We start from the raw sequence: 18,118 nt of genomic DNA on the forward strand, positions 1-18,118 counted from the left end.
CTTTTTGTTCGTCGAAACCACTAATTTGAGCCGGTTCACACTTTTTGATGAAAATGACTAAATGTTTTCACGACGAGTTATGTAGACTGGCCGCCGCAATCTAAGAGGCACGTGTACTACATGACTGATATTGAAACCACTTTTGCTGACCTTGGCCTGAACGCCGAACTCCTTGAATCACTGAACGGTATGGGCTACGTAAAGCCTTCTCCAATCCAGGCTGAGTGTATTCCTCACCTGCTGGCTGGCCGTGATGTGCTGGGTATGGCGCAGACCGGGAGCGGTAAAACCGCAGCGTTCTCGCTGCCACTGCTTCACAATATTGATAGCAACCTGAAAGCACCGCAGATCCTGGTGCTGGCACCAACGCGTGAGTTGGCGGTTCAGGTTGCAGAAGCCGTAACTGATTTCTCCAAGCATATGCGCGGTCTTAACGTGGTGGCCCTTTACGGCGGCCAGCGTTACGACGTACAGCTGCGCGCCCTGCGCCAGGGACCACAGGTTGTTGTGGGTACGCCTGGACGCCTGCTTGACCACCTGAAACGCGGCACGTTAGATCTGTCTAACCTGCGCGGTCTGGTGCTGGACGAAGCTGATGAAATGCTGCGTATGGGCTTCATCGAAGACGTTGAAACCATCATGTCACAGATGCCTGCGAATCATCAGACCGCACTGTTCTCGGCTACCATGCCGGAAGCGATTCGTCGTATTACTAAACGCTTTATGAAAGATCCTCAGGAAGTGCGCATTCAGTCAAGCCTGACTACGCGTCCTGATATCAGCCAGAGCTATTGGACGGCCTACGGTCGTAAAACTGATGCACTGGTGCGCTTCCTGGAAGCTGAAGACTTTGATGCAGCCATCATCTTTGTTCGTACTAAAAACGCGACCCTGGAAGTGGCTGAAGCGCTGGAGCGCAGCGGCTATAACAGCGCAGCACTGAACGGCGATATGAACCAGGCTCTGCGCGAGCAGACGCTGGAGCGTCTGAAGGATGGTCGTCTGGACATTCTGATCGCGACTGACGTTGCAGCCCGTGGTCTGGACGTTGAGCGTATCAGCCTGGTGGTAAACTTTGATATCCCAATGGATGCAGAGTCTTACGTTCACCGTATCGGCCGTACCGGTCGTGCAGGTCGTGCGGGCCGTGCGCTGCTGTTCGTTGAGAACCGTGAGCGTCGTCTGCTGCGTAACATCGAACGCACCATGAAGCTGACTATTCCAGAAGTTGAGCTGCCGAACGCAGACCTGCTGGGCGAGCGTCGTCTGGCTAAATTTGCCGCTAAAGTTCAGCTGCAGCTGGAAAGCAGCGATCTGGACCTGTACCGTGCTCTGCTGGCTAAAATGCAGCCTGAAGAAGACCTGGATATGGAAACGCTGGCTGCCGCTCTGCTGAAAATGGCTCAGGGTGAACGTCCGCTGATCGTACCTGCCGATCCGGCACCGCGTCCGCGTCGTGAGTTCAAAGAGCGTGACGACCGCCGTGGCGATCGTCCTGAGCGTGGCCCACGTGAAAACCGTGAAGGTGGCGATCGTCCACGTCGTGAACGTCGTGACGTTGGCGATATGGAAGTTTACCGCATTGAAGTGGGTCGCGATGACGGCGTAGAAGTTCGCCACATCGTGGGTGCGATTGCCAATGAAGGTGACATCAGCAGCCGTTACATCGGTAACATCAAGCTGTTTGGTACTCACTCAACCATCGAGCTGCCAAAGGGTATGCCTGGTGACATTCTGACGCATTTCACCCGCACGCGTATTCTGAACAAGCCGATGAATATGCAGCTGATTGGTGATGCACAGCCTCGCAGCAACGAACGTAGCGGTGGCGGTGAGCGTCGCGGTTCTGGCGCTCCAGCACGCGGCGGTTTCGGTGCCCGTGACGGCGCCCCTCGTGGCGATCGTCCTGAAGGCGCACGTCGCTTCAGCGACCGTAACGGCGGCGGCGAGCGTCGTGGCGGCGGTGCAAGCCGTGGTCCACGCCGTGAAGAGGGTGGCGCTGCGCCAACCCGTCGTCGCGACGCATAATCGCATCAGGGCATAACAACCCATAATGCTAAAAACCGGTCACATTGTGTGGCCGGTTTTTTTTTGCGTTGATGCAGTCATTCTCGCTGAGGGCAGCAGCGCGATGACTTATTTTAGTCGTCGTCTTTAACTCTCGTTATATCCTCTTCTCTATCGTTATCCTCACTTCATCCTCTGCGTCTGAATCACAATCAACCCACCCTGCCGCATGTGTTAATGCGTTGCGGAAAAATTATCTTTGCTCTCAATCTGTTTTTTATCCTGTCCCGTGACCTGCCGGATGACAGGTAGGCACGACTCTAATGATGAAGGTTATTCATTGCTGCCTGCCAGTAATTTTAAGGTGTAAAAATAAACGCAGGTTGCACAACGGGTATCTGTAAGAACTGGCCTGAAGAACAATAAATAAGCCATTTTCACTGGTAGCCAAAGCATAAGCAAAGCTACTGTTTATGGGAGGTGTTTATTATTCTACATTCATACAGGAGCAGCAAATGGAGTTATCAGCACGTCAGAATAATACGCGTATAATGGACGTTATTGGTGGGTTTAATACCATCTACTCATTTATAGATAATATAGGAAGCATTTTTTCTTCCATCACTAACCCTGGTGGAAACTTAGACGGTGCTATGTCTAATGCCGCGCTGTGGGAGAATATACAGTCATCGTTAGGAGGTATGGGCGATGATATTAACACGCTATTGGCACAGGGCACTCTGACGCAGGCTCAAATCAGGCTTCTTATTGAGATGTCTTCAAGACAAAGTAATCTGATTAGCGTAGCCAATAAAAACATTCTCGCCATAAAAAGTAATCTTGATTTTTATCTCCCTGCGATTCTGAATGCAATTCACTATGTTTCTTCTCAGAACAGGCAAATTATTGGCATGCTCGGTGATGTCAGAAATCGTCTGGTACTAATAAGTGAACAGCTGGACAATATTGCCCGGCAAATCAGTCTCAACTCCAGTCTTGCTGAGATGACATCTTCTTATCAGGCCGTCAGGTTTGTTTCAGAAAGGTACGATCAATTTTCTGACAAGTTAGTTGAGTTGAAAACCCGGTCAACGGATAACAGTGAAATTCTGGAAAGCGACTCTTTTGTTGAATTATATGAATTTGCGAAAAGCGTCACCGAACCAGCCTTGAATAATATTATTTATCATTTAAATACCATCCATAATTCATTAGTCGGGAAGAATGTTTTATCAACAAGCAATCTCCAGCTCGTTATATCCGAGTTTATATCGAAGGAGATCGTTTTTAATAGCGTGAGCAATGTATCACGGGCGATCGATTTTTTGCTTAACTCCCAGCTTATACAAGTGAAAGCGCTGGGTGCATTCTGTTCGTGCCGGGCAATAATGAATTATCCCTATTATGACTATGCCAGTGAAATGAAATCTGCACTCAACGAGCAGCAGCAACTCTTTTCTCAGATTATGTCTAAAATTACGCCTGAAAGGAACTCTCTGATGGCAACCCACAACTGTCCGGATTCAGTCCCCATCATGGGAGAATTCCCTGCACTTGATAAGCGGCCCACCGTCAGGCACAGGGCGAAAAAAGGTTACGCGCTTTTGGGTTTTGAATTTGTCTATAATAAAAGCAAGGATACATTTAAGTTGGTTGTTACTGATGGGAAATTAGGCGTCGGGTTTAAAGTTAGCCAGGGCACTGAGGAAAAATATGAATATGATGTTGGGCGTTCACCTTATTCTCTTGATGACTGGCAAAATTATAGAATTTGTAAGATAGGTGAAGAAGTCATCACTGGCTTTGACTACACGTCGTCTTATCATTCAACAAAGGACGGTAAAGAAATCCATACCTATAGTTTTTCGGCGATTTATGTTTCACAATATGATGCGCTTACCGGGGCACTGAAAGCTGAATACCTCCCCGCGAATAAGTATAAATCTTTTTCTCGTGACAGCGTTGAGTATAATATTGGAAAATCTTTTGAAGAAAGGAATGCGCAAGATTTTAATGGCGATGGAAAGATTGTTAATTCAACTTCCCGCGGCCTTCCACTCTGTTTTATAGGGGAGAGGTATCCTGCTCCGCTTTATTGTCTGATGTTCAATTTGGCAGTCTTATCTAAAGGTTCTGACGAATGCATATATCTAATATGCGCCGGAAGTTATCTGGGAAGACAATTTAAAACGGATGATTTTAATCAGATAAGCCGGTCAGGCCGCAGTGCAGATGACGGTCAAATATCTTTGGAACCGCCGCGAGGACGTCAGTATGGCGATAACTCGCGCTCTATAGATTAAAACCAGGGTTCGTGACTGCTCATCCAGTCAGCATCGTCGGGATTTACATTAAACGCTGAAAAAATGGTTTAAGATCGTTAAAAACCCAGAGTAGCGGGTTTTTAACGATGGGAATATCTCCCTGGTCATTTACGACGTCGTGCGGGAGAATTACTGCTGTCAGATCGACCGCCAGGCTTCCATCGCCAGCGCAAAGGAGTGCAGTCGCGCCTGTTGGTCAAAAATCTGCCCATTAATCATAATTTCATCCGCCTCCGTCTCACGCAGCAGCGATACCAGACCCTGGCGCACTTTATCCCTGTCACCCACTACCGACATACTCAGCGCCTGCTGAACGCCGTACTGTTCTGATGGTGACCACAGATTATCCATATTCTCCACCGGTGCGGGCAGTGGGCCCGGCCGACCACGGCGCAGATTGATAAACTGCTGCTGCATGGAGGTAAACAGGAATCGGGCGTCTCGCTCACTGTCGGCGGCTACGACGTTAACGCAAATCATCGCATGGGGCTTTTGCAGCCGTGCCGACGGCGTGAAGTCTTCCCGGTAGAGGTGAAGTGCCTGGAAAAGCAGGTCTGGCGCAAAGTGTGAAGCAAAGGCAAACGGCAGTCCCAGCTTAGCGGCAAGCTGAGCGCTGTAGAGGCTGGAGCCGAGAAGCCAGACCGGGATCTTAAGCCCCAGACCCGGCACCGGCAGTACTGCCGGACGCTCATCCCCGGCGGCATCAAACCAGCTAATCATCTCCTGCACGTCAGCGGGAAAATTATCAACGTGACCGCCCATATGCCGACGCAGTGCCATCATGGTGCGCTGATCGGAGCCCGGCGCGCGGCCCAGCCCTAAATCAATACGCCCCGGATAGAGAGATTCCAGCGTGCCGAACTGCTCAGCAATGACCAGAGGTGCATGATTAGGCAGCATCACGCCGCCGGAGCCAAGCCGCAGCGTCTGCGTGTTCGCCGCAAGAAAGCCAATCAGCACCGAGGTGGCGGCACTGGCGATACCGGACATATTGTGGTGTTCGGCCAGCCAGTAGCGGTTGTAACCCAGCTTTTCGGCCTGCTGTGCCAGTGAAAGAGAGGTTTTGAACGCATCAGAGGCGGTTGCACCCTGCGGAATAGGCGCGAGATCGAGGATCGACAGGGGGACGTTTTTTATATCGGACATAGTCGCTCACTTTTTTTTGAAGGGCCGAAAATAACCCTCATCCTTCAAATTGCAGGTATGCTGGCTGTTATTATGCCGAACAGCCACGCTTTTCAGTAAGGGTCGGTACTTTGGCTACCGCCCCATGCAATTCGATAACCGAAGGTTAGCGTACTGGTGCAAGCAGATAGCCTGGACGATTTTTTGATAAAAGGATTGGCAGTTTGCAGCACTTTACCTTTTACCAGACAGTCCCGGCGCACAATCTGCCCTGATAAGGCGTGGCCCGGGCTATGCGTGAGTATGACTTATCATTCGCCCGGGTAAAACCGCATTTATTGTTAGCGGGGATGAGCAGGCGACAGCTCGCCCGGTTTTAGCTGACAAGCTCCAGTCCGGCCACCTGCCGCCAGTAGCCATTACACTGCCTGTGGGATTGCAGCGATAAGGGATGCTTACCCGTTTCGTTGGCGCGAAATGCATCCACCATCGTCAGCGTCTCTGTACCCTGGGGAGATAAGCGGACAATATCCACCCGCCCCTGCATCGAAATCAGCTCATTGCCCAGGTTATAGCAATAACCACTCATCGTCTGAATACCATTAAGCACAAATACCAGCTGATCTTCCTGGGAATAAAGTTTTCGCCCAAGCGGGTGCTCACTACAGCAGGTCTGACAGTCGTCTTTGCCGCGGTTCTCCGCCCTGGCGGTAAAGCAGCGGGCAGAATAAGCCAGCGGTAGATGGCCATAACCCAACACTTCCACCTCAAACCGGTTGCGTATGCCCAGCGTCTCGCACTGCGTCAGCAAGTTGACCAGCCAGTCGCGGGACAGCTCAACCGGCATACACCAGCGCACCATACCCATTTTTAACAGCAGACGCAGCGTAACGGCGTTGTAGCAGTTCAGCGCATGGCCGGCGACGAAGGGCAGACCCGCTTCCGCGACCATATTGACCGTTCCCATATCGTTAGCTTCGATAAGGAATTCGCCGTTATCCACATAGCGTTTCAGCTCAACCAGTTCTGAAGGGGACTGAACCAGCGCCAGGCTGGTCAGTACCACCTGCTTGCCCGCCGCCGCCAGCGCTTTCGCCATCGCCATCCAGTCTGCCATTTTGGTTGCCCGACGTTTGCTGCATACCGCTTCACCCAGATAGACGATCTCCGCACTGCTGCTGGCAGCGGCCTGGTAAAAATCCTGTAGCGTCTCAGTTGGCCAGTACCAGAGTACCGGGCCTAATGCGTATTTCATGGGGTATCCTACTGCCATTGACGATGGTAGGCGCCCAGCGTGGTCTGTGTTCCTTCGCTGAGTGCGCTGAGCGTGTTCATCCAGTTCTGCTGAGCGATAAAACCGGCAGGATCGGCCCTGCAACGATCGATAGCCTGACGCCAGACGCGCGTAACCTGTTCCACGTAGGCCGGGCTACGCTGACGGCCCTCAATTTTTACCGAGGCGATATTAGCGGCCAGCAGTTCCGGGAGTAGCGCAAGAGTATTCAGGCTGGTTGGCTCTTCCAGCGCGTGATAGCGTGCCCCGTCTAAACGGTAGCGGCCCTTACACAGCGTTGGGTAACCTGCATTCTCCGTGGCGTCATAGCGATCGATAAGCACCTCATTCAGCCGCGACTCCAGCCCGCCGGGCGTCTGCTGCCAGCGAACATAGCGGGCGGGGGAGCAGGCGCCGACGGTATTGGGGGATTCGCCAGTAAGCCAGGATGAGAGGAAACAGCGTCCTTCTGCCATGATGCACAGACTGCCAAAGGCGAAGACCTCCAGCGGCACGGGGGTGACGCGCGCCAGCTGGCGCACCTGATGCATAGAGAGCACGCGGGGCAGGACGACCCGGGCGACATCGAAATTGCGCTGATAGAATTTGATTGCCTCGACGTTGGTTGCCGAGGCCTGTACCGAAACGTGTCGCTCAATATGCGGATAGCGTTCAGCGGCATACTCCAGCATGGCGATGTCTGCCAGGATCAGCGCATCTACGCCGACGCTCGCGGCCATATCCACCGCATACTGCCAGCGCTCGTAGCCGCTGGGATGCGCAAAGGTGTTGATCGCGACATGTAGCTTACGTCGGTGCTGATGAACGTACCCGGTCGCTTCCTTCAGCCGTTTTTCGGTGAAATTCAGGCCCGCGAAGTGACGGGCGTTGGTGTCATCCTTCAGGCCAACATAAACGGCGTCTGCTCCGTTTTCGACCGCAGCCTTTAGCGCGGGCAAATTACCCGCAGGACAAAGCAGTTCCATATTACTCTTCCGTACAAACTATAGAATCCGTGAGTGTAAACAGGGAAACGATCAGAACTTTTGATTTAAGGCAGCTAATGGCGTAATGATGAACAATGGATTTAATGCCAAAATTCTGTAGAGTTCGCACACTTTACTGATCCATTCGTCAGATTCGTTTTGCCAGTGTGGCAAAATAGTCAAAATTCATACGTAAGGAGTAATAATGGTGTTGAACCCATTATGTGCAAAACTTGTCCGCAAGGGTCCACAATTTTTGCGAATTCCGCTGCAGCTGGCACCTTTTGCACTCAAAAAACAGTGTCTGCAACAGCTGTTAAGCTGGCAGTTTCACTATGCTCTGGCGGAAGGGGATTTAGACTTTCTTGAGGGGCGCGGGTTAGGCGTGGAGATCCGCGATCTGGGCCTGCGCTGGGTCACCACCCTTGAGCAGGGGAAATTGCAGGTTGCCGAACGGGAAGAGGCCGACGTCTGGTTCCGCGGTGAGGCTAACGACCTGCTGCTGGTGGCCGCCCGCAGGCAGGACCCCGATACGCTGTTCTTTCAACGTCGTCTGGTGATTGAAGGCGACACTGACCTGGGGCTGGAAGTGAAGAATCTGATGGATGCGATGGAACCTGAACATATGCCCGCGCCGCTGCGTTACGGACTGATGCAGCTGGCTAACCTGATTGAGGCGGGACTCTCTGAGGACGCGACTTCCCCTGCGGATCGCGCAGGTGTGCCATGTTAATTCGTACTGAAATCGGCATAGACGCCGCCAGGATCGACGCGCTGCTACGACGCTGTTTTGCGACGGTCAGAGAGGCGGAACTGGTGCAACAGCTGCGTGAGGATGGATTGCTGACGCTGGGCGTGGTGGCGACCGACGACGAAGGCCAGGTGCTGGGCTACGCTGCATTCAGCCCGGTAACCCTTAATGGCGAAGATCACCAGTGGGTCGCCCTCGCGCCGCTGGCGGTAGAGGAGAGCAGCCGCGGTGACGGGCTGGGTAAACAGCTTATTTATGAGGGGCTGGATACGCTCAATGAATTTGGCTACGCCGCCGTGGTCGTGATGGGTGAACCGGATTTTTATGGTCGCCTGGGATTTGAACCCGCGGCCCGACATCAACTCCATTGCCGCCTGTCCGGCGCGGAAGCGCTCCAGGTCTACAAACTGGCCGACGAGGCGCTCGTTCAGGCAGAGGGCCTTATTGAGTACGCGGCTCCCTTCGCTGAGGCCTGAGACGCTGCCGCCAGGGGCGAGGGCGCGCGGCGGCGTTCTGCTCTGTGAGCTCAGGTTCAGCCGCTCCTGAGCTCCTCCAGCCAGGCGGTGAGAGAGTCAGGCTGGTGCGTCACCAGCCTGATTTTATCGCTTCTCCTGAGCTGCTTAACCTGATACTCCAGTTTTGACGCACGGGAACGATCGCCCGCTTCGCAGTGAAACAGCAGTTCCAGCGGACCTTTACCGCGCAATGCCTTTGCGCCTTTACCCGACTGATGCTGCAAAAAACGCCGCGCGACGTCGTTGGTGATCCCGGTGTAGAGCGCCCCGCTGCGGGTACGTAAAATATAGAGTCGCCATGGCGCGGCTTCGCTGCTGTTCATCAATTCCTTTCTGTCCTGTTTATCCCCGTTTCAAAGGGGCGATAAAGGGGATTCTAGCAGCTTCCTGCCACAGGAAAAGTGTCTCCCGGCGTTGTGGCTGGCTATGCAGGGGGCGGGTGTGGCAAAGTGGGCTTTTTCAGGGAGGCTACTATGTCTGATACCGCAATGCCCGCCGCCATCAGCCGTTTTCTAAAAAAACAGCATGTATTGTCCTTATGTTCAGGGCCGCCCGTCTGGTGCGCTAACTGTTTTTACGTCTTCGACCCCGATAGCTGTGTATTCTGGCTAATGACCGAAAAGCACACGCGGCACGGGGCGCAAATGCTGAGTGACCCCCAGGTGGCCGGAACGATTAACGGGCAGCCTAAATCGGTATTGCTGATCAAAGGCGTACAGTACGCCGGGCGTATCACGCTGCTGGAGGGCGATAAGGCAAAGGCCGCGCACAGCGCCTATGTGAAGCGTTTCCCGGTTGCGATCAAAGCATCGGCTCCGCTGTGGGAAATCAGGCTTGATGAGGTCAAAATGACCGATAACGCGCTGGGGTTTGGCAAAAAACTCAGCTGGATGCGGGAGCAGGCAGGATAAAAAACCGGGCGAACCCGGTTTTAATGCCGATCGGTAATGTCGGTTTTAGTGATGCGGAAGTTTCAGTGCCGATCGGGGAATTACAGTGCGGTTCAGGAAATTTCAAGAATACGCAGAGATTCCTGGTTAAACGCGGGTAAATCGTCCGGCGTACGGCTGGTCACCAGCCTGTCGTTGTCGACGATGACCTCTTTATCGTGGAAGTCTGCACCGGCATTTTTCAAATCAATGGCAATGGCTTTCACCGAGGTCATTTTACGGCCGCGTACCGCGTTGGCACTGATTAACAACTGTGGCCCGTGGCAGATAGCGAATACCGGTTTGCCCAGCGCGACAAAATCTTTAGTGAAGTTAACAAAGCGATCGTCGCCGCGCAGGCTGTCAGGGGAGTGTCCACCCGGCAACAGCAGTGCATCAAATTCAGCGGCGTGAACCTCATCAATACTCTTATCGATTTTTACCTTCGCCTGACCCTGTTTCCCGGTAACGGTTTTCCCGGCCTGCTTTTCAATGGTGACAACCTGGTGTCCCGCTTTGGTATAGGCTTCAGCAGGAGACGTGAATTCTGAATCTTCGAACTCATCTGTAATTAATACCGCGATCTTCTTGCTCATCGTTTCCTCCGGTGTTTTAACGCTGACAATGCCCTTAAGTGTGGTTGGTCATTCTGAAAAATCAAGTCGGAGGGGTGAGTTTGTGCTGTATGTGGCTGATTTCATCCTGATAATCTGCGGGCCGTGTCAGGTAGTGAATCACCTGATTGCTGCTCCCTCGCCACAGCAGCGCCGGGTCCTTCAGGGCCTCGACAAATTTGCCGTCAACCAGCACGTCAATCAGCCGGACCACCTCCTGCTGGGCGTCGCTCAGGTCGGCGAGACGGTAGCCGGTCCACAGCCAGATATCTTTCCCGCTACACTCGCGACGTATGCGTTTCACCAGCCTAAGTATGTCGGCAACGTTGGCGGGATGCAGCGGATCGCCGCCGGAAAGCGACAGACCCTGACGCGGAATGCGGCTATCGTTAAGATCGGCGATCAGGCGTTCTTCATGCAAAAGCGTGAAGGGAACGCCGGAGTTCACCCGCCAGGTGCATTTGTTGTAGCACCCGGCGCAGCGGTGTTCGCAGCCTGCTACAAACAGCGTACAGCGCGTTCCCGGCCCGTTAACGATATCTACCGGAAAATACTGATGAATATTCATTCCAGCTGGCCGGTGTCCATATGCTTAACGCGACGCCTGACCTCTTCCTGCTTGCCCGCGTTAAACGGACGCGCATCCGGGCTGCCGAGATAGCCACAGACCCGCCGGGTAACCGAAACGCGGGAGGCATCGTGATTACCGCATTTCGGGCAGGTAAAGCCTTTGCTGGTACAGGAAAACTCGCCGGTGAAGCCACACTCATAGCATTCGTCGATAGGCGTATTGGTGCCGTAATAGGGAATGCGGCTGTAGCTGTAATCCCATACGTCCTCCAGCGCCTTCAGGTTGTGCTGAATATTGGGATATTCGCCGTAGCAAATAAAACCGCCATTCGCTAACGGCGGGTAGGCCGCTTCAAAATCAATTTTATCGTAGGGGTTAACCTTCTTCTCCACATCCAGGTGAAAACTGTTGGTGTAGTAGCCCTTATCGGTTACCCCGGCAATGATGCCGAACTCGGCGGCATCCAGGCGGCAGAAGCGATCGCACAGATTTTCGCTTGGCGTACTGTACAGGCTGAAGCCATAGTCGGTTTCGGCTTTCCATGCATCCACGGCGTTACGCATATGGCTGACGATCGCCACGGCTTTTTCCCGCAGCAGCGGATCGTCAAAGAGGTGGGTCTCACCGCCGCTTAGCGCGTTGATGGCCTCGTGAATGCCAATGTAACCGAGGGAAATAGAGGCTCTGCCATGTTTGAAGATGTCGGCGACGTTATCATCTGCCTGTAGCCGCACGCCGCAGGCGCCTTCCATATACAAAATGGGAGCAACGCGCGCTTTAACGTTTTCCAGCCGGGCAATGCGGGTAAGCAGCGCTTTTTTCGCTAACAGCAGCCGTTTATCCAGCAGCCTCCAGAATGCCGCCTCATCCCCTTTTGCTTCCAGCGCAATACGCGGCAGATTCAGGCTGATCACGCCGATATTGTTGCGGCCCTCATGGACCTGGCGGCCATCCTCTTCCCATACTCCTAAAAAGCTCCGACAGCCCATCGGCGTTTTGAACGATCCGGTGACCTCCACCACCCGATCGTAATTGAGAATGTCCGGGTACATACGTTTGCTCGCGCACTCCAGCGCCAGCCGTTTGATGTCGTAGTTCGGATCCTGCGGCGAGCGGTTCACTCCCTCTCTGATGGCAAACACCAGCTTGGGAAAGACTGCCGTTTTGTGATTTTTCCCGAGCCCGGCGAGCCGGTTGCGCAGGATGCACTGCTGGACCAGCCTGGCCGCCCTGCAGGTTCCCAGGCCAAACCCAAAGGTGACAAAAGGCGTCTGGCCATTGGCCGTGTGCAGGGTGTTCACCTCGTACTCCAGCGACTGAAAAGCGTCGAAGCACTCCTTTTCGGTGCGGTTATGAGCGTAGCCTTCGACATCGGCAATCTGCCATTCACGCGCCGTGGCGCGGTGTTTCTCCAGGCTGACTTCGACAAAGGGCGCCAGCACCTCGTCAATGCGGTTAATGGTGGTGCCGCCATATATGTGGCTGGCGACCTGGGCGATAATTTGCGCGGTGACGGCGGTCGCGGTCGAAATGGATTTGGGCGGTTCTATCTCGGCATTGCCCATCTTAAAGCCCTGCGTCAGCATGCCTTTCAGATCGATTAACATGCAGTTAAACATCGGGAAAAAGGGCGAATAATCGAGATCGTGATAGTGGATCTCACCGCGCTCATGGGCCAGCACGACGTCGCGCGGCAAGATGTGATCGGTGGCGTAGTGTTTGGCGACAATCCCCGCCAGCAGATCGCGCTGGGTAGGGATGACTTTACTGTCTTTATTGGCATTCTCGTTCAGCAGAGCGGGATTGGTCTGTTCGATCAGGCCGCGGATGGCGTTATTCAGCTTGCCGCGCAGCTCGCGAGCGATATCGCGGTCGTGGCGATACTCAATATAGGTGCGGGCCAGTTCCGGGTAAGGCCCGGTCATAAGCTGATTTTCCACCGTCTTCTGGATATCGTGAATATCCACGCTGTGCTGTCGCTGCAGCTGCTGGCTTATTTGGCTGGCGACCGTAATGCAGTAACGCTTATCATCAATATCTGCCGCCTGAGCCGCGCAGAGAATGGCATCGCGAATACGTGATTCATCAAACGCCACCTTACAGCCATCCCGTTTTATTACCCTGGATAACATGTCGTGCTCCCAACCCTGATGTCTATATATAGAATGAGAGTGGCATAGTAAGCCCAACATGTAGGGTTTTGCTTAATTTAACTGCGTTTTTATTGACCTGAAACAAAGATAATTGATCGCTGTATTTTCGCTAACCTACTGCGCCCGGCGGGAGGGGATTTCCCGCCGTCGCTGTGACGTTGCCGGAGCCTTTACCTTTGTCCCGGGGATTTTTTCGCGGGCAAATCGCGTAACACGGTTGCATTACAGGGGGCGGAATCCATATTATTGCCTGTTATGCTGAGCAGCTATGCCCCTGCTCGGGTCATTCCGGGATACTGTCTGATGCCGTCTGTAACATATAACGAAAACCAGGTTAGCCGATGGATCGGTGCGCGCACCGTTGCCAGAGCGAAAGGCCTGGTGGAAAAAGCGCAGAATATCCAGTGGCAAAGCGATCTGTTGACTGGCGAGGTGCCCGGACGCACGGTCGAACCCTTCCAGGTGATGGTGCATTTCAGCCTGCCGCAGGGAAAGCTGCATGCCAGCGGGGAATGTAACTGCCCGGTCAAAAATAACTGTCGTCACGTGGCGGCGGTGATGCTGGCGAACCTGCGTCAGCGGCGGGCAGCGGCGGGGGATCTTCCCTCCGATCTCCTCTCTGCTGAACCGATACCCGTGCTCCGGCTGGAATCACGCTCAAAATTCATCAGTGGATTTGGCCGCTACGGTCATCGGCAAAAACGTCTGGATTTCGCCGCGGTCTCCTTTGATTATGCCGGGGTTCAGGTCGCAGCGGGCAGCACCGACCGGCGCTTTGCGGATGCCAGAGGCAAACTCTTTACCGTACAGCGTCGGGCTGAAACCGAGCAGGCGTGGCTGCAACAGATGAGTGAAGCAGGGCTGGAGGCTATCCCCGGGGCGCATATCTATACGCCAACCGGCGCACCGCTGCCGCCGACCCTCTTTGCGCCAGCATCCCCGGCCGGATGGCGCACGTTTATCGATGCGACGCTACCAGCACTGCGCCGACGAGGCTGGAAGGTGACGGTTGATGACGACTTCACCTGGAATTTCACCACCATCAAGGCGATTGATGGTCGAGCAGAGCAGGGTAGCGATGGCTGGTTCACGCTGCACCTTGAGGTTCAGGCGGGACGCAGAAAGCAGAACTTACAGCCGCTGCTCGCCTCACTCTTCCAACAGGATCGCCGCTGGTTTAGCGGCAACCTCGCCTTAATTCCCGATGATGAAACTATTGAACTGCGCGGCGACCGGAATGTGCGCTGGCAGCTCACGGCGGGCCAGCTTAAACCGGTGGTGAGTAACCTGATCGACTTTTTCAGCCAGGGGGCAGATACCCCGCTGCGGCTGCCGCCCTATGAAGCGGGCAGGTTAGCCGCGCTGAGTGACACGGGGCGCTGGCAGTTTCATGGCGAAAGCGGCGTCCAGCAGCTTGCTGAGCGTCTGCGCAGCGGGGTATCTGCCCCCTGGCTGAAAAAGTCGATCAGGTTACTCACCACCGGTTTAAGCNAGACGCTGGCGCACCTGCTGCTGGAGAAAGAGGCCGGGCGGCTGGACAGGCCCGCGCTTATCGTGGTGCCTACGACGCTGGTGTATAACTGGACCCAGGAGGCCAGCCGTTTCACCCCCGACCTGAGGGTGCTGGCGCTGACCGGCCCGCAGCGTAAAGAGTTCTATGACCGTATCGAACAGTATGATGTGGTGCTGACCACCTATTCGCTACTGTGGCGCGACCAGCCTCAGCTGCTGGGTTTTAGCTATCATCTGCTGATCCTTGATGAGGCGCAGTACGTGAAGAACAGCGCCTCGCGCGCCGCCTCGGTAATTCGATCGCTTAAATCCCGTCATCGTCTCTGCCTGACCGGGACGCCGCTGGAAAACCACCTTGGCGAGCTGTGGTCGCAGTTTGATTTTCTGCTGCCCGGCTTTCTGGGCAGCGAAAAGCAGTTTACCCAGGAGTGGCGCATTCCCGTTGAGCGCAATGGCGACAGGGTACGACGGGAACTGCTGGCCCGGCGCATCCGGCCTTTTATGCTGCGGCGGCGTAAGCAGGAGGTGGCGAAGGAGCTGCCGCCGAAAAACACCATCGTGCGCTCGGTGGAGCTGGTGGGCGCACAGCGCGACCTGTACGAATCGGTGCGCAGCGCGATGCAGGACCGCGTCAGGCTGGCGGTAGAGCAGCAGGGGGCGGGGAGGAGTCATCTGCTGGTGCTGGATGCGCTGCTTAAACTGCGGCAAATCTGCTGCGATCCGCGCCTGATCGACAAGGCGGGTGAGGCGGGCGTTAAACAGTCGGCCAAGCTGGCGCTGCTGCGGGAGATGCTCAGTGAGCTGCTGGCGGAAGATCGCCGGATCCTGATCTTCTCTCAGTTCACCACCATGCTTACGCTTATCGCCGACGAGCTGCAAAAGGCGCGCATCCCCTATGTGATGCTGACGGGCAGCACCCGCGATCGCACCGAGCCGGTACGGCGTTTCCAGCAGGGCGAGGTGCCGGTCTTTTTGATCAGTCTGAAAGCGGGCGGCGTCGGGCTGAACCTGACGGCGGCGGATACGGTGATCCACTACGATCCCTGGTGGAATCCGGCGGCAGAAAATCAGGCCACGGATCGCGCCTACCGGCTGGGCCAGGATAAGACGGTCTTTGTTTATAAGCTGATCGTGGCGGGCAGCATCGAGGAAAAAATCGTCGCGCTTCAGCAGCAAAAGGCCGAGCTGGCCGGTGGGATTCTGGAAGATGGGCTTAACGAGCCGGGCCTGTGGACCAGCGACGATTTGGCCGCGCTGTTCGATCCCCTCTAAAAGGGGAGAAGGGCTTGCCAGCCGGTGAGTGCTTATATCCCTGGATTAACGCCTGTCGGGTTTTACGCTCATGCGCGGGGCGGTCTCCCGCTCTCAGGCTGACGGCGTCAGCGGGGCGCTGTCAGCCTGAGAGCTTACTCCGTAGTGGACGGAGCGCGTTCAGCCGGTCAACTCAATTCGTACCGGATGCGGCGCTTTGCTGGCGAAGTGATGCGCTGCTTCCGCGCTTCTGATACCACCATACCGCTTCCCAGGGCCGCAGCATCACCTCGCCGGGCGTGACGTGCGTATCCGGATAGTTACTGATCAGCACGTCCCACTGGCCGCTGTAGGCCGGGGGATGCCAGACCTGGGTATCGCCGCTGAAGTTGGCGGCCACCACCAGCGTCTCCCTGCCGTATCGACGGCAGTAGCACCACAGGTGCGGATGCTCAGGCAGTAAATCCAGGTAGTCACCCCATGTCAGAATGGCGTACTCCTTACGCAGCCTGATCAGCTTCTGATAAGCGTAGAAAACCGAGTTTTCGTCGGCGAGCGCGGCTTCCGCATTGATGGTCTCCCTGTTGTCGCACATGCCGATCCACGGCGTACCGCTGGTAAAACCGCCGTTCTCCCCTGCGTTCCAGGGAATGGGGGTGCGCCCGTTATCACGGGATTTACTGGCGAGGATCGCCAGCAAATTATCGCTGTCGCGGCCCTGCGAGCGCAGCTCGGCATACATATTGTGGCTTTCAATATCGCGATAATCGAGGATGCGGGTAAAGTGGGGATTGGTCATACCCAGCTCTTCCCCCTGGAAAATATAGGGGGTGCCCTGCATTCCGTGTAACACCAGAGCCAGCATCCACGCCGACTGAACGCGGTATTGCCCCTCATCGCCCCAGCGGGACACGACCCGGGGCTGATCGTGGTTACACCAAAAAAGCGCATTCCAGGCTTTGTTATGCATCCCCTTTTGCCAGTGGGTGAAAATGGCCTTTTGCGCCACCAGGTCCAGCGGCGTCAGCGTCCATTTCTGGCCGTTATAAAAGTCGACTTCCACATGGTCGAAGCTGAAAACCATCGACAGCTCCTCGCCATCCAGCGAACCGTAGCGCTGACAGTGCTCCAGGGTGGCGGAAGACATCTCCCCGACGGTCATCAACTCGCGCGGGCGAAAAACGTCGCGGCTCATCTCCTGCATATATTCATGGATGCGCGGCCCGTCGGTGTAGAGCCGCAGGCCATCGCCGTTCGGATCGTCAGGGAAGTCCTGATGCTTTGAGACCAGGTTCACCACGTCCAGCCGCAGCCCGTCAATCCCCCGGTCGGCCCAGAAGTTAACAATCTGCTTCAGCTCGGCGCGCAGATTATCGTTTTCCCAGTTAAGTTCCGCCTGTTCCGGCGCCCACAGGTGCATATAGTACTGTCCGCTTTCCGGGTGCCAGCGCCACGCGCTGCCGCCAAACTTCGACTGCCAGTTATTGGGCGGCTCGGTGGGGGTACCATCCCGCCAGATATAGTAGGAACGGTAGGGGCTGTCCGGGTCCAGCGCGTCATGGAACCAGTGATGCTGTGTCGAACTGTGGTTGAACACCATATCAAGGATCAGCCGCATGCCGCGCCGGTGAGTCTCTTCCACCAGGTTATCGAAGTCGGTCATGGTGCCAAAAATCGGATCGATGGCGGTGTAATTCGCCACATCGTAGCCGTTGTCGACCTGCGGTGAGATATAAAAGGGCGTCAGCCAGATAGCGTCAACGCCCAGCGTCTTGAGGTAGTCCAGCCGCTGGATGATCCCTGCGATATCGCCCGTACCGCTGCCCGTCGTGTCCTGAAAGCTCTTGGGATAAATTTGATAGATAACGCCGTTCTGCCACCATGGTGGATTTTTATTCATCGCTCAATCCCATATTCAGGGTGAAAAGGTCCACCCGTATGTATAAAGACATTCTCACTTTTTGTTCTTCAATAAGGTTAGCCATTAACTGCCATGGTGAGACCGTCCGGAGGCCGTGAAAAGCAAATAATTTTCCACAGGCGGCCGCGAAGCCCGTTAAATCCGCGCCAGTCGGCGCTCGCACGGCCGATGCAATGAAAAAAAGTG

The 18,118-nt window shown here is 55.0% G+C and carries 15 protein-coding genes; 7 read left to right on the forward strand and 8 right to left on the reverse strand.

All coding sequences use genetic code 11. The annotated features are described in order from the left end of the window. The first annotated feature begins 47 nt into the window (after nt 1-47). The 3 genes from yrbN (at nt 48) to A1830_RS11900 (ending at nt 4,310) form a co-directional block, all read left to right on the forward strand. Nucleotides 48-104, forward strand: a complete 57-nt coding sequence (yrbN, locus tag A1830_RS23985; protein ID WP_152540238.1) for a protein YrbN — start codon at nt 48-50, stop codon at nt 102-104. 16 nt (nt 105-120) lie between these two features. After that, on the forward strand, nt 121-2,028 hold the full coding sequence (locus tag A1830_RS11895) for a DEAD/DEAH family ATP-dependent RNA helicase (RefSeq protein WP_067706028.1): 1,908 nt from the start codon (nt 121-123) through the stop codon (nt 2,026-2,028). A gap of 494 nt (nt 2,029-2,522) precedes the next feature. Then, nucleotides 2,523-4,310, forward strand: coding sequence for a vegetative insecticidal protein Vip3A family protein (locus tag A1830_RS11900; RefSeq protein WP_067706030.1), 1,788 nt, complete (start codon nt 2,523-2,525; stop codon nt 4,308-4,310). Between the two features lie 159 nt (nt 4,311-4,469). Here the strand turns inward: A1830_RS11900 and A1830_RS11905 are convergent, their stop codons facing one another. The 3 genes from A1830_RS11905 to A1830_RS11915 form a co-directional block, all read right to left on the reverse strand. Next, nucleotides 4,470-5,477, reverse strand: a complete 1,008-nt coding sequence (locus A1830_RS11905) for a luciferase-like monooxygenase (RefSeq protein ID WP_067706032.1) — start codon at nt 5,475-5,477, stop codon at nt 4,470-4,472. Between the two features lie 355 nt (nt 5,478-5,832). Further along, complete coding sequence (locus A1830_RS11910; protein WP_156484991.1) at nt 5,833-6,711, reverse strand: U32 family peptidase; 879 nt, start codon at nt 6,709-6,711, stop codon at nt 5,833-5,835. An 8-nt stretch (nt 6,712-6,719) separates the two neighbouring features. After that, nucleotides 6,720-7,715 (reverse strand): ubiquinone anaerobic biosynthesis protein UbiU, encoded by a 996-nt coding sequence (locus tag A1830_RS11915; protein WP_067706036.1) that lies wholly within the window; start codon nt 7,713-7,715, stop codon nt 6,720-6,722. A gap of 205 nt (nt 7,716-7,920) precedes the next feature. On the opposite strand from A1830_RS11915, the gene A1830_RS11920 reads away from it, so the two are divergent. Next, nucleotides 7,921-8,448, forward strand: coding sequence for a ubiquinone anaerobic biosynthesis accessory factor UbiT (locus tag A1830_RS11920; RefSeq protein ID WP_156484992.1), 528 nt, complete (start codon nt 7,921-7,923; stop codon nt 8,446-8,448). Further along, nucleotides 8,442-8,942 (forward strand): GNAT family N-acetyltransferase, encoded by a 501-nt coding sequence (locus A1830_RS11925; RefSeq protein WP_067706038.1) that lies wholly within the window; start codon nt 8,442-8,444, stop codon nt 8,940-8,942. Before A1830_RS11920 ends, A1830_RS11925 begins: the two co-directional genes overlap by 7 nt. A 56-nt stretch (nt 8,943-8,998) precedes the next feature. On the opposite strand, the gene A1830_RS11930 is transcribed toward A1830_RS11925, so the two are convergent. Beyond that, the gene (locus A1830_RS11930; protein ID WP_067706040.1) at nt 8,999-9,304 is read right to left on the reverse strand and encodes a GIY-YIG nuclease family protein; all 306 of its coding nucleotides are present in this window, start codon (nt 9,302-9,304) and stop codon (nt 8,999-9,001) included. A 150-nt stretch (nt 9,305-9,454) separates the two neighbouring features. Between A1830_RS11930 and A1830_RS11935 the strand changes: the two genes are divergently transcribed. Then, a complete protein-coding gene (locus tag A1830_RS11935; RefSeq protein WP_067706042.1) occupies nt 9,455-9,892 on the forward strand; it encodes a YhbP family protein in 438 nt (145 codons plus the stop codon). Nucleotides 9,893-9,984: 92 nt separating this feature from the next. Here A1830_RS11935 and A1830_RS11940 read toward each other — a convergent pair whose 3' ends face one another. From A1830_RS11940 to nrdD, 3 genes are all read right to left on the reverse strand, one after another. Further along, nucleotides 9,985-10,506, reverse strand: coding sequence for a type 1 glutamine amidotransferase domain-containing protein (locus A1830_RS11940; RefSeq protein WP_067706044.1), 522 nt, complete (start codon nt 10,504-10,506; stop codon nt 9,985-9,987). Between the two features lie 61 nt (nt 10,507-10,567). Further along, nucleotides 10,568-11,092, reverse strand: a complete 525-nt coding sequence (gene nrdG, locus A1830_RS11945; RefSeq protein ID WP_067706046.1) for an anaerobic ribonucleoside-triphosphate reductase-activating protein — start codon at nt 11,090-11,092, stop codon at nt 10,568-10,570. Beyond that, entirely contained in the window at nt 11,089-13,227 is a 2,139-nt protein-coding gene (gene nrdD, locus A1830_RS11950; RefSeq protein WP_067706048.1) for an anaerobic ribonucleoside-triphosphate reductase, read from the reverse strand. Before nrdD ends, nrdG begins: the two co-directional genes overlap by 4 nt. Before the next feature lie 324 nt (nt 13,228-13,551). Here nrdD and A1830_RS11955 point away from each other — a divergent pair, with 324 nt between their 5' ends. Beyond that, nucleotides 13,552-16,032: a DEAD/DEAH box helicase gene (locus A1830_RS11955; RefSeq protein ID WP_067706300.1), complete on the forward strand. Its 2,481-nt coding sequence runs from the start codon at nt 13,552-13,554 to the stop codon at nt 16,030-16,032. A gap of 172 nt (nt 16,033-16,204) precedes the next feature. On the opposite strand, the gene treC is transcribed toward A1830_RS11955, so the two are convergent. After that, the gene (gene treC, locus A1830_RS11960; RefSeq protein WP_067706050.1) at nt 16,205-17,911 is read right to left on the reverse strand and encodes an alpha,alpha-phosphotrehalase; all 1,707 of its coding nucleotides are present in this window, start codon (nt 17,909-17,911) and stop codon (nt 16,205-16,207) included. Nucleotides 17,912-18,118: the final 207 nt, after the last annotated feature.

The organism is Erwinia sp. ErVv1 (genome assembly GCF_900068895.1).
Lineage (GTDB): Bacteria > Pseudomonadota > Gammaproteobacteria > Enterobacterales > Enterobacteriaceae > Erwinia.

What these genes read in the sequence shown, in the direction of transcription:
- A1830_RS11930 (WP_067706040.1), bottom strand. Translation starts at nt 9,304, where the DNA reads ATGAACAGCAGCGAAGCCGCGCCATGGCGACTCTATATTTTACGTACC.
- A1830_RS11910 (WP_156484991.1), bottom strand. Translation starts at nt 6,711, where the DNA reads ATGAAATACGCATTAGGCCCGGTACTCTGGTACTGGCCAACTGAGACG.
- A1830_RS11940 (WP_067706044.1), bottom strand. Translation starts at nt 10,506, where the DNA reads ATGAGCAAGAAGATCGCGGTATTAATTACAGATGAGTTCGAAGATTCA.
- A1830_RS11915 (WP_067706036.1), bottom strand. Translation starts at nt 7,715, where the DNA reads ATGGAACTGCTTTGTCCTGCGGGTAATTTGCCCGCGCTAAAGGCTGCG.
- nrdD (WP_067706048.1), bottom strand. Translation starts at nt 13,227, where the DNA reads ATGTTATCCAGGGTAATAAAACGGGATGGCTGTAAGGTGGCGTTTGAT.
- A1830_RS11925 (WP_067706038.1), top strand. Translation starts at nt 8,442, where the DNA reads ATGTTAATTCGTACTGAAATCGGCATAGACGCCGCCAGGATCGACGCG.
- A1830_RS11905 (WP_067706032.1), bottom strand. Translation starts at nt 5,477, where the DNA reads ATGTCCGATATAAAAAACGTCCCCCTGTCGATCCTCGATCTCGCGCCT.
- A1830_RS11920 (WP_156484992.1), top strand. Translation starts at nt 7,921, where the DNA reads ATGGTGTTGAACCCATTATGTGCAAAACTTGTCCGCAAGGGTCCACAA.
- A1830_RS11900 (WP_067706030.1), top strand. Translation starts at nt 2,523, where the DNA reads ATGGAGTTATCAGCACGTCAGAATAATACGCGTATAATGGACGTTATT.
- A1830_RS11895 (WP_067706028.1), top strand. Translation starts at nt 121, where the DNA reads ATGACTGATATTGAAACCACTTTTGCTGACCTTGGCCTGAACGCCGAA.
- A1830_RS11935 (WP_067706042.1), top strand. Translation starts at nt 9,455, where the DNA reads ATGTCTGATACCGCAATGCCCGCCGCCATCAGCCGTTTTCTAAAAAAA.
- treC (WP_067706050.1), bottom strand. Translation starts at nt 17,911, where the DNA reads ATGAATAAAAATCCACCATGGTGGCAGAACGGCGTTATCTATCAAATT.
- nrdG (WP_067706046.1), bottom strand. Translation starts at nt 11,092, where the DNA reads ATGAATATTCATCAGTATTTTCCGGTAGATATCGTTAACGGGCCGGGA.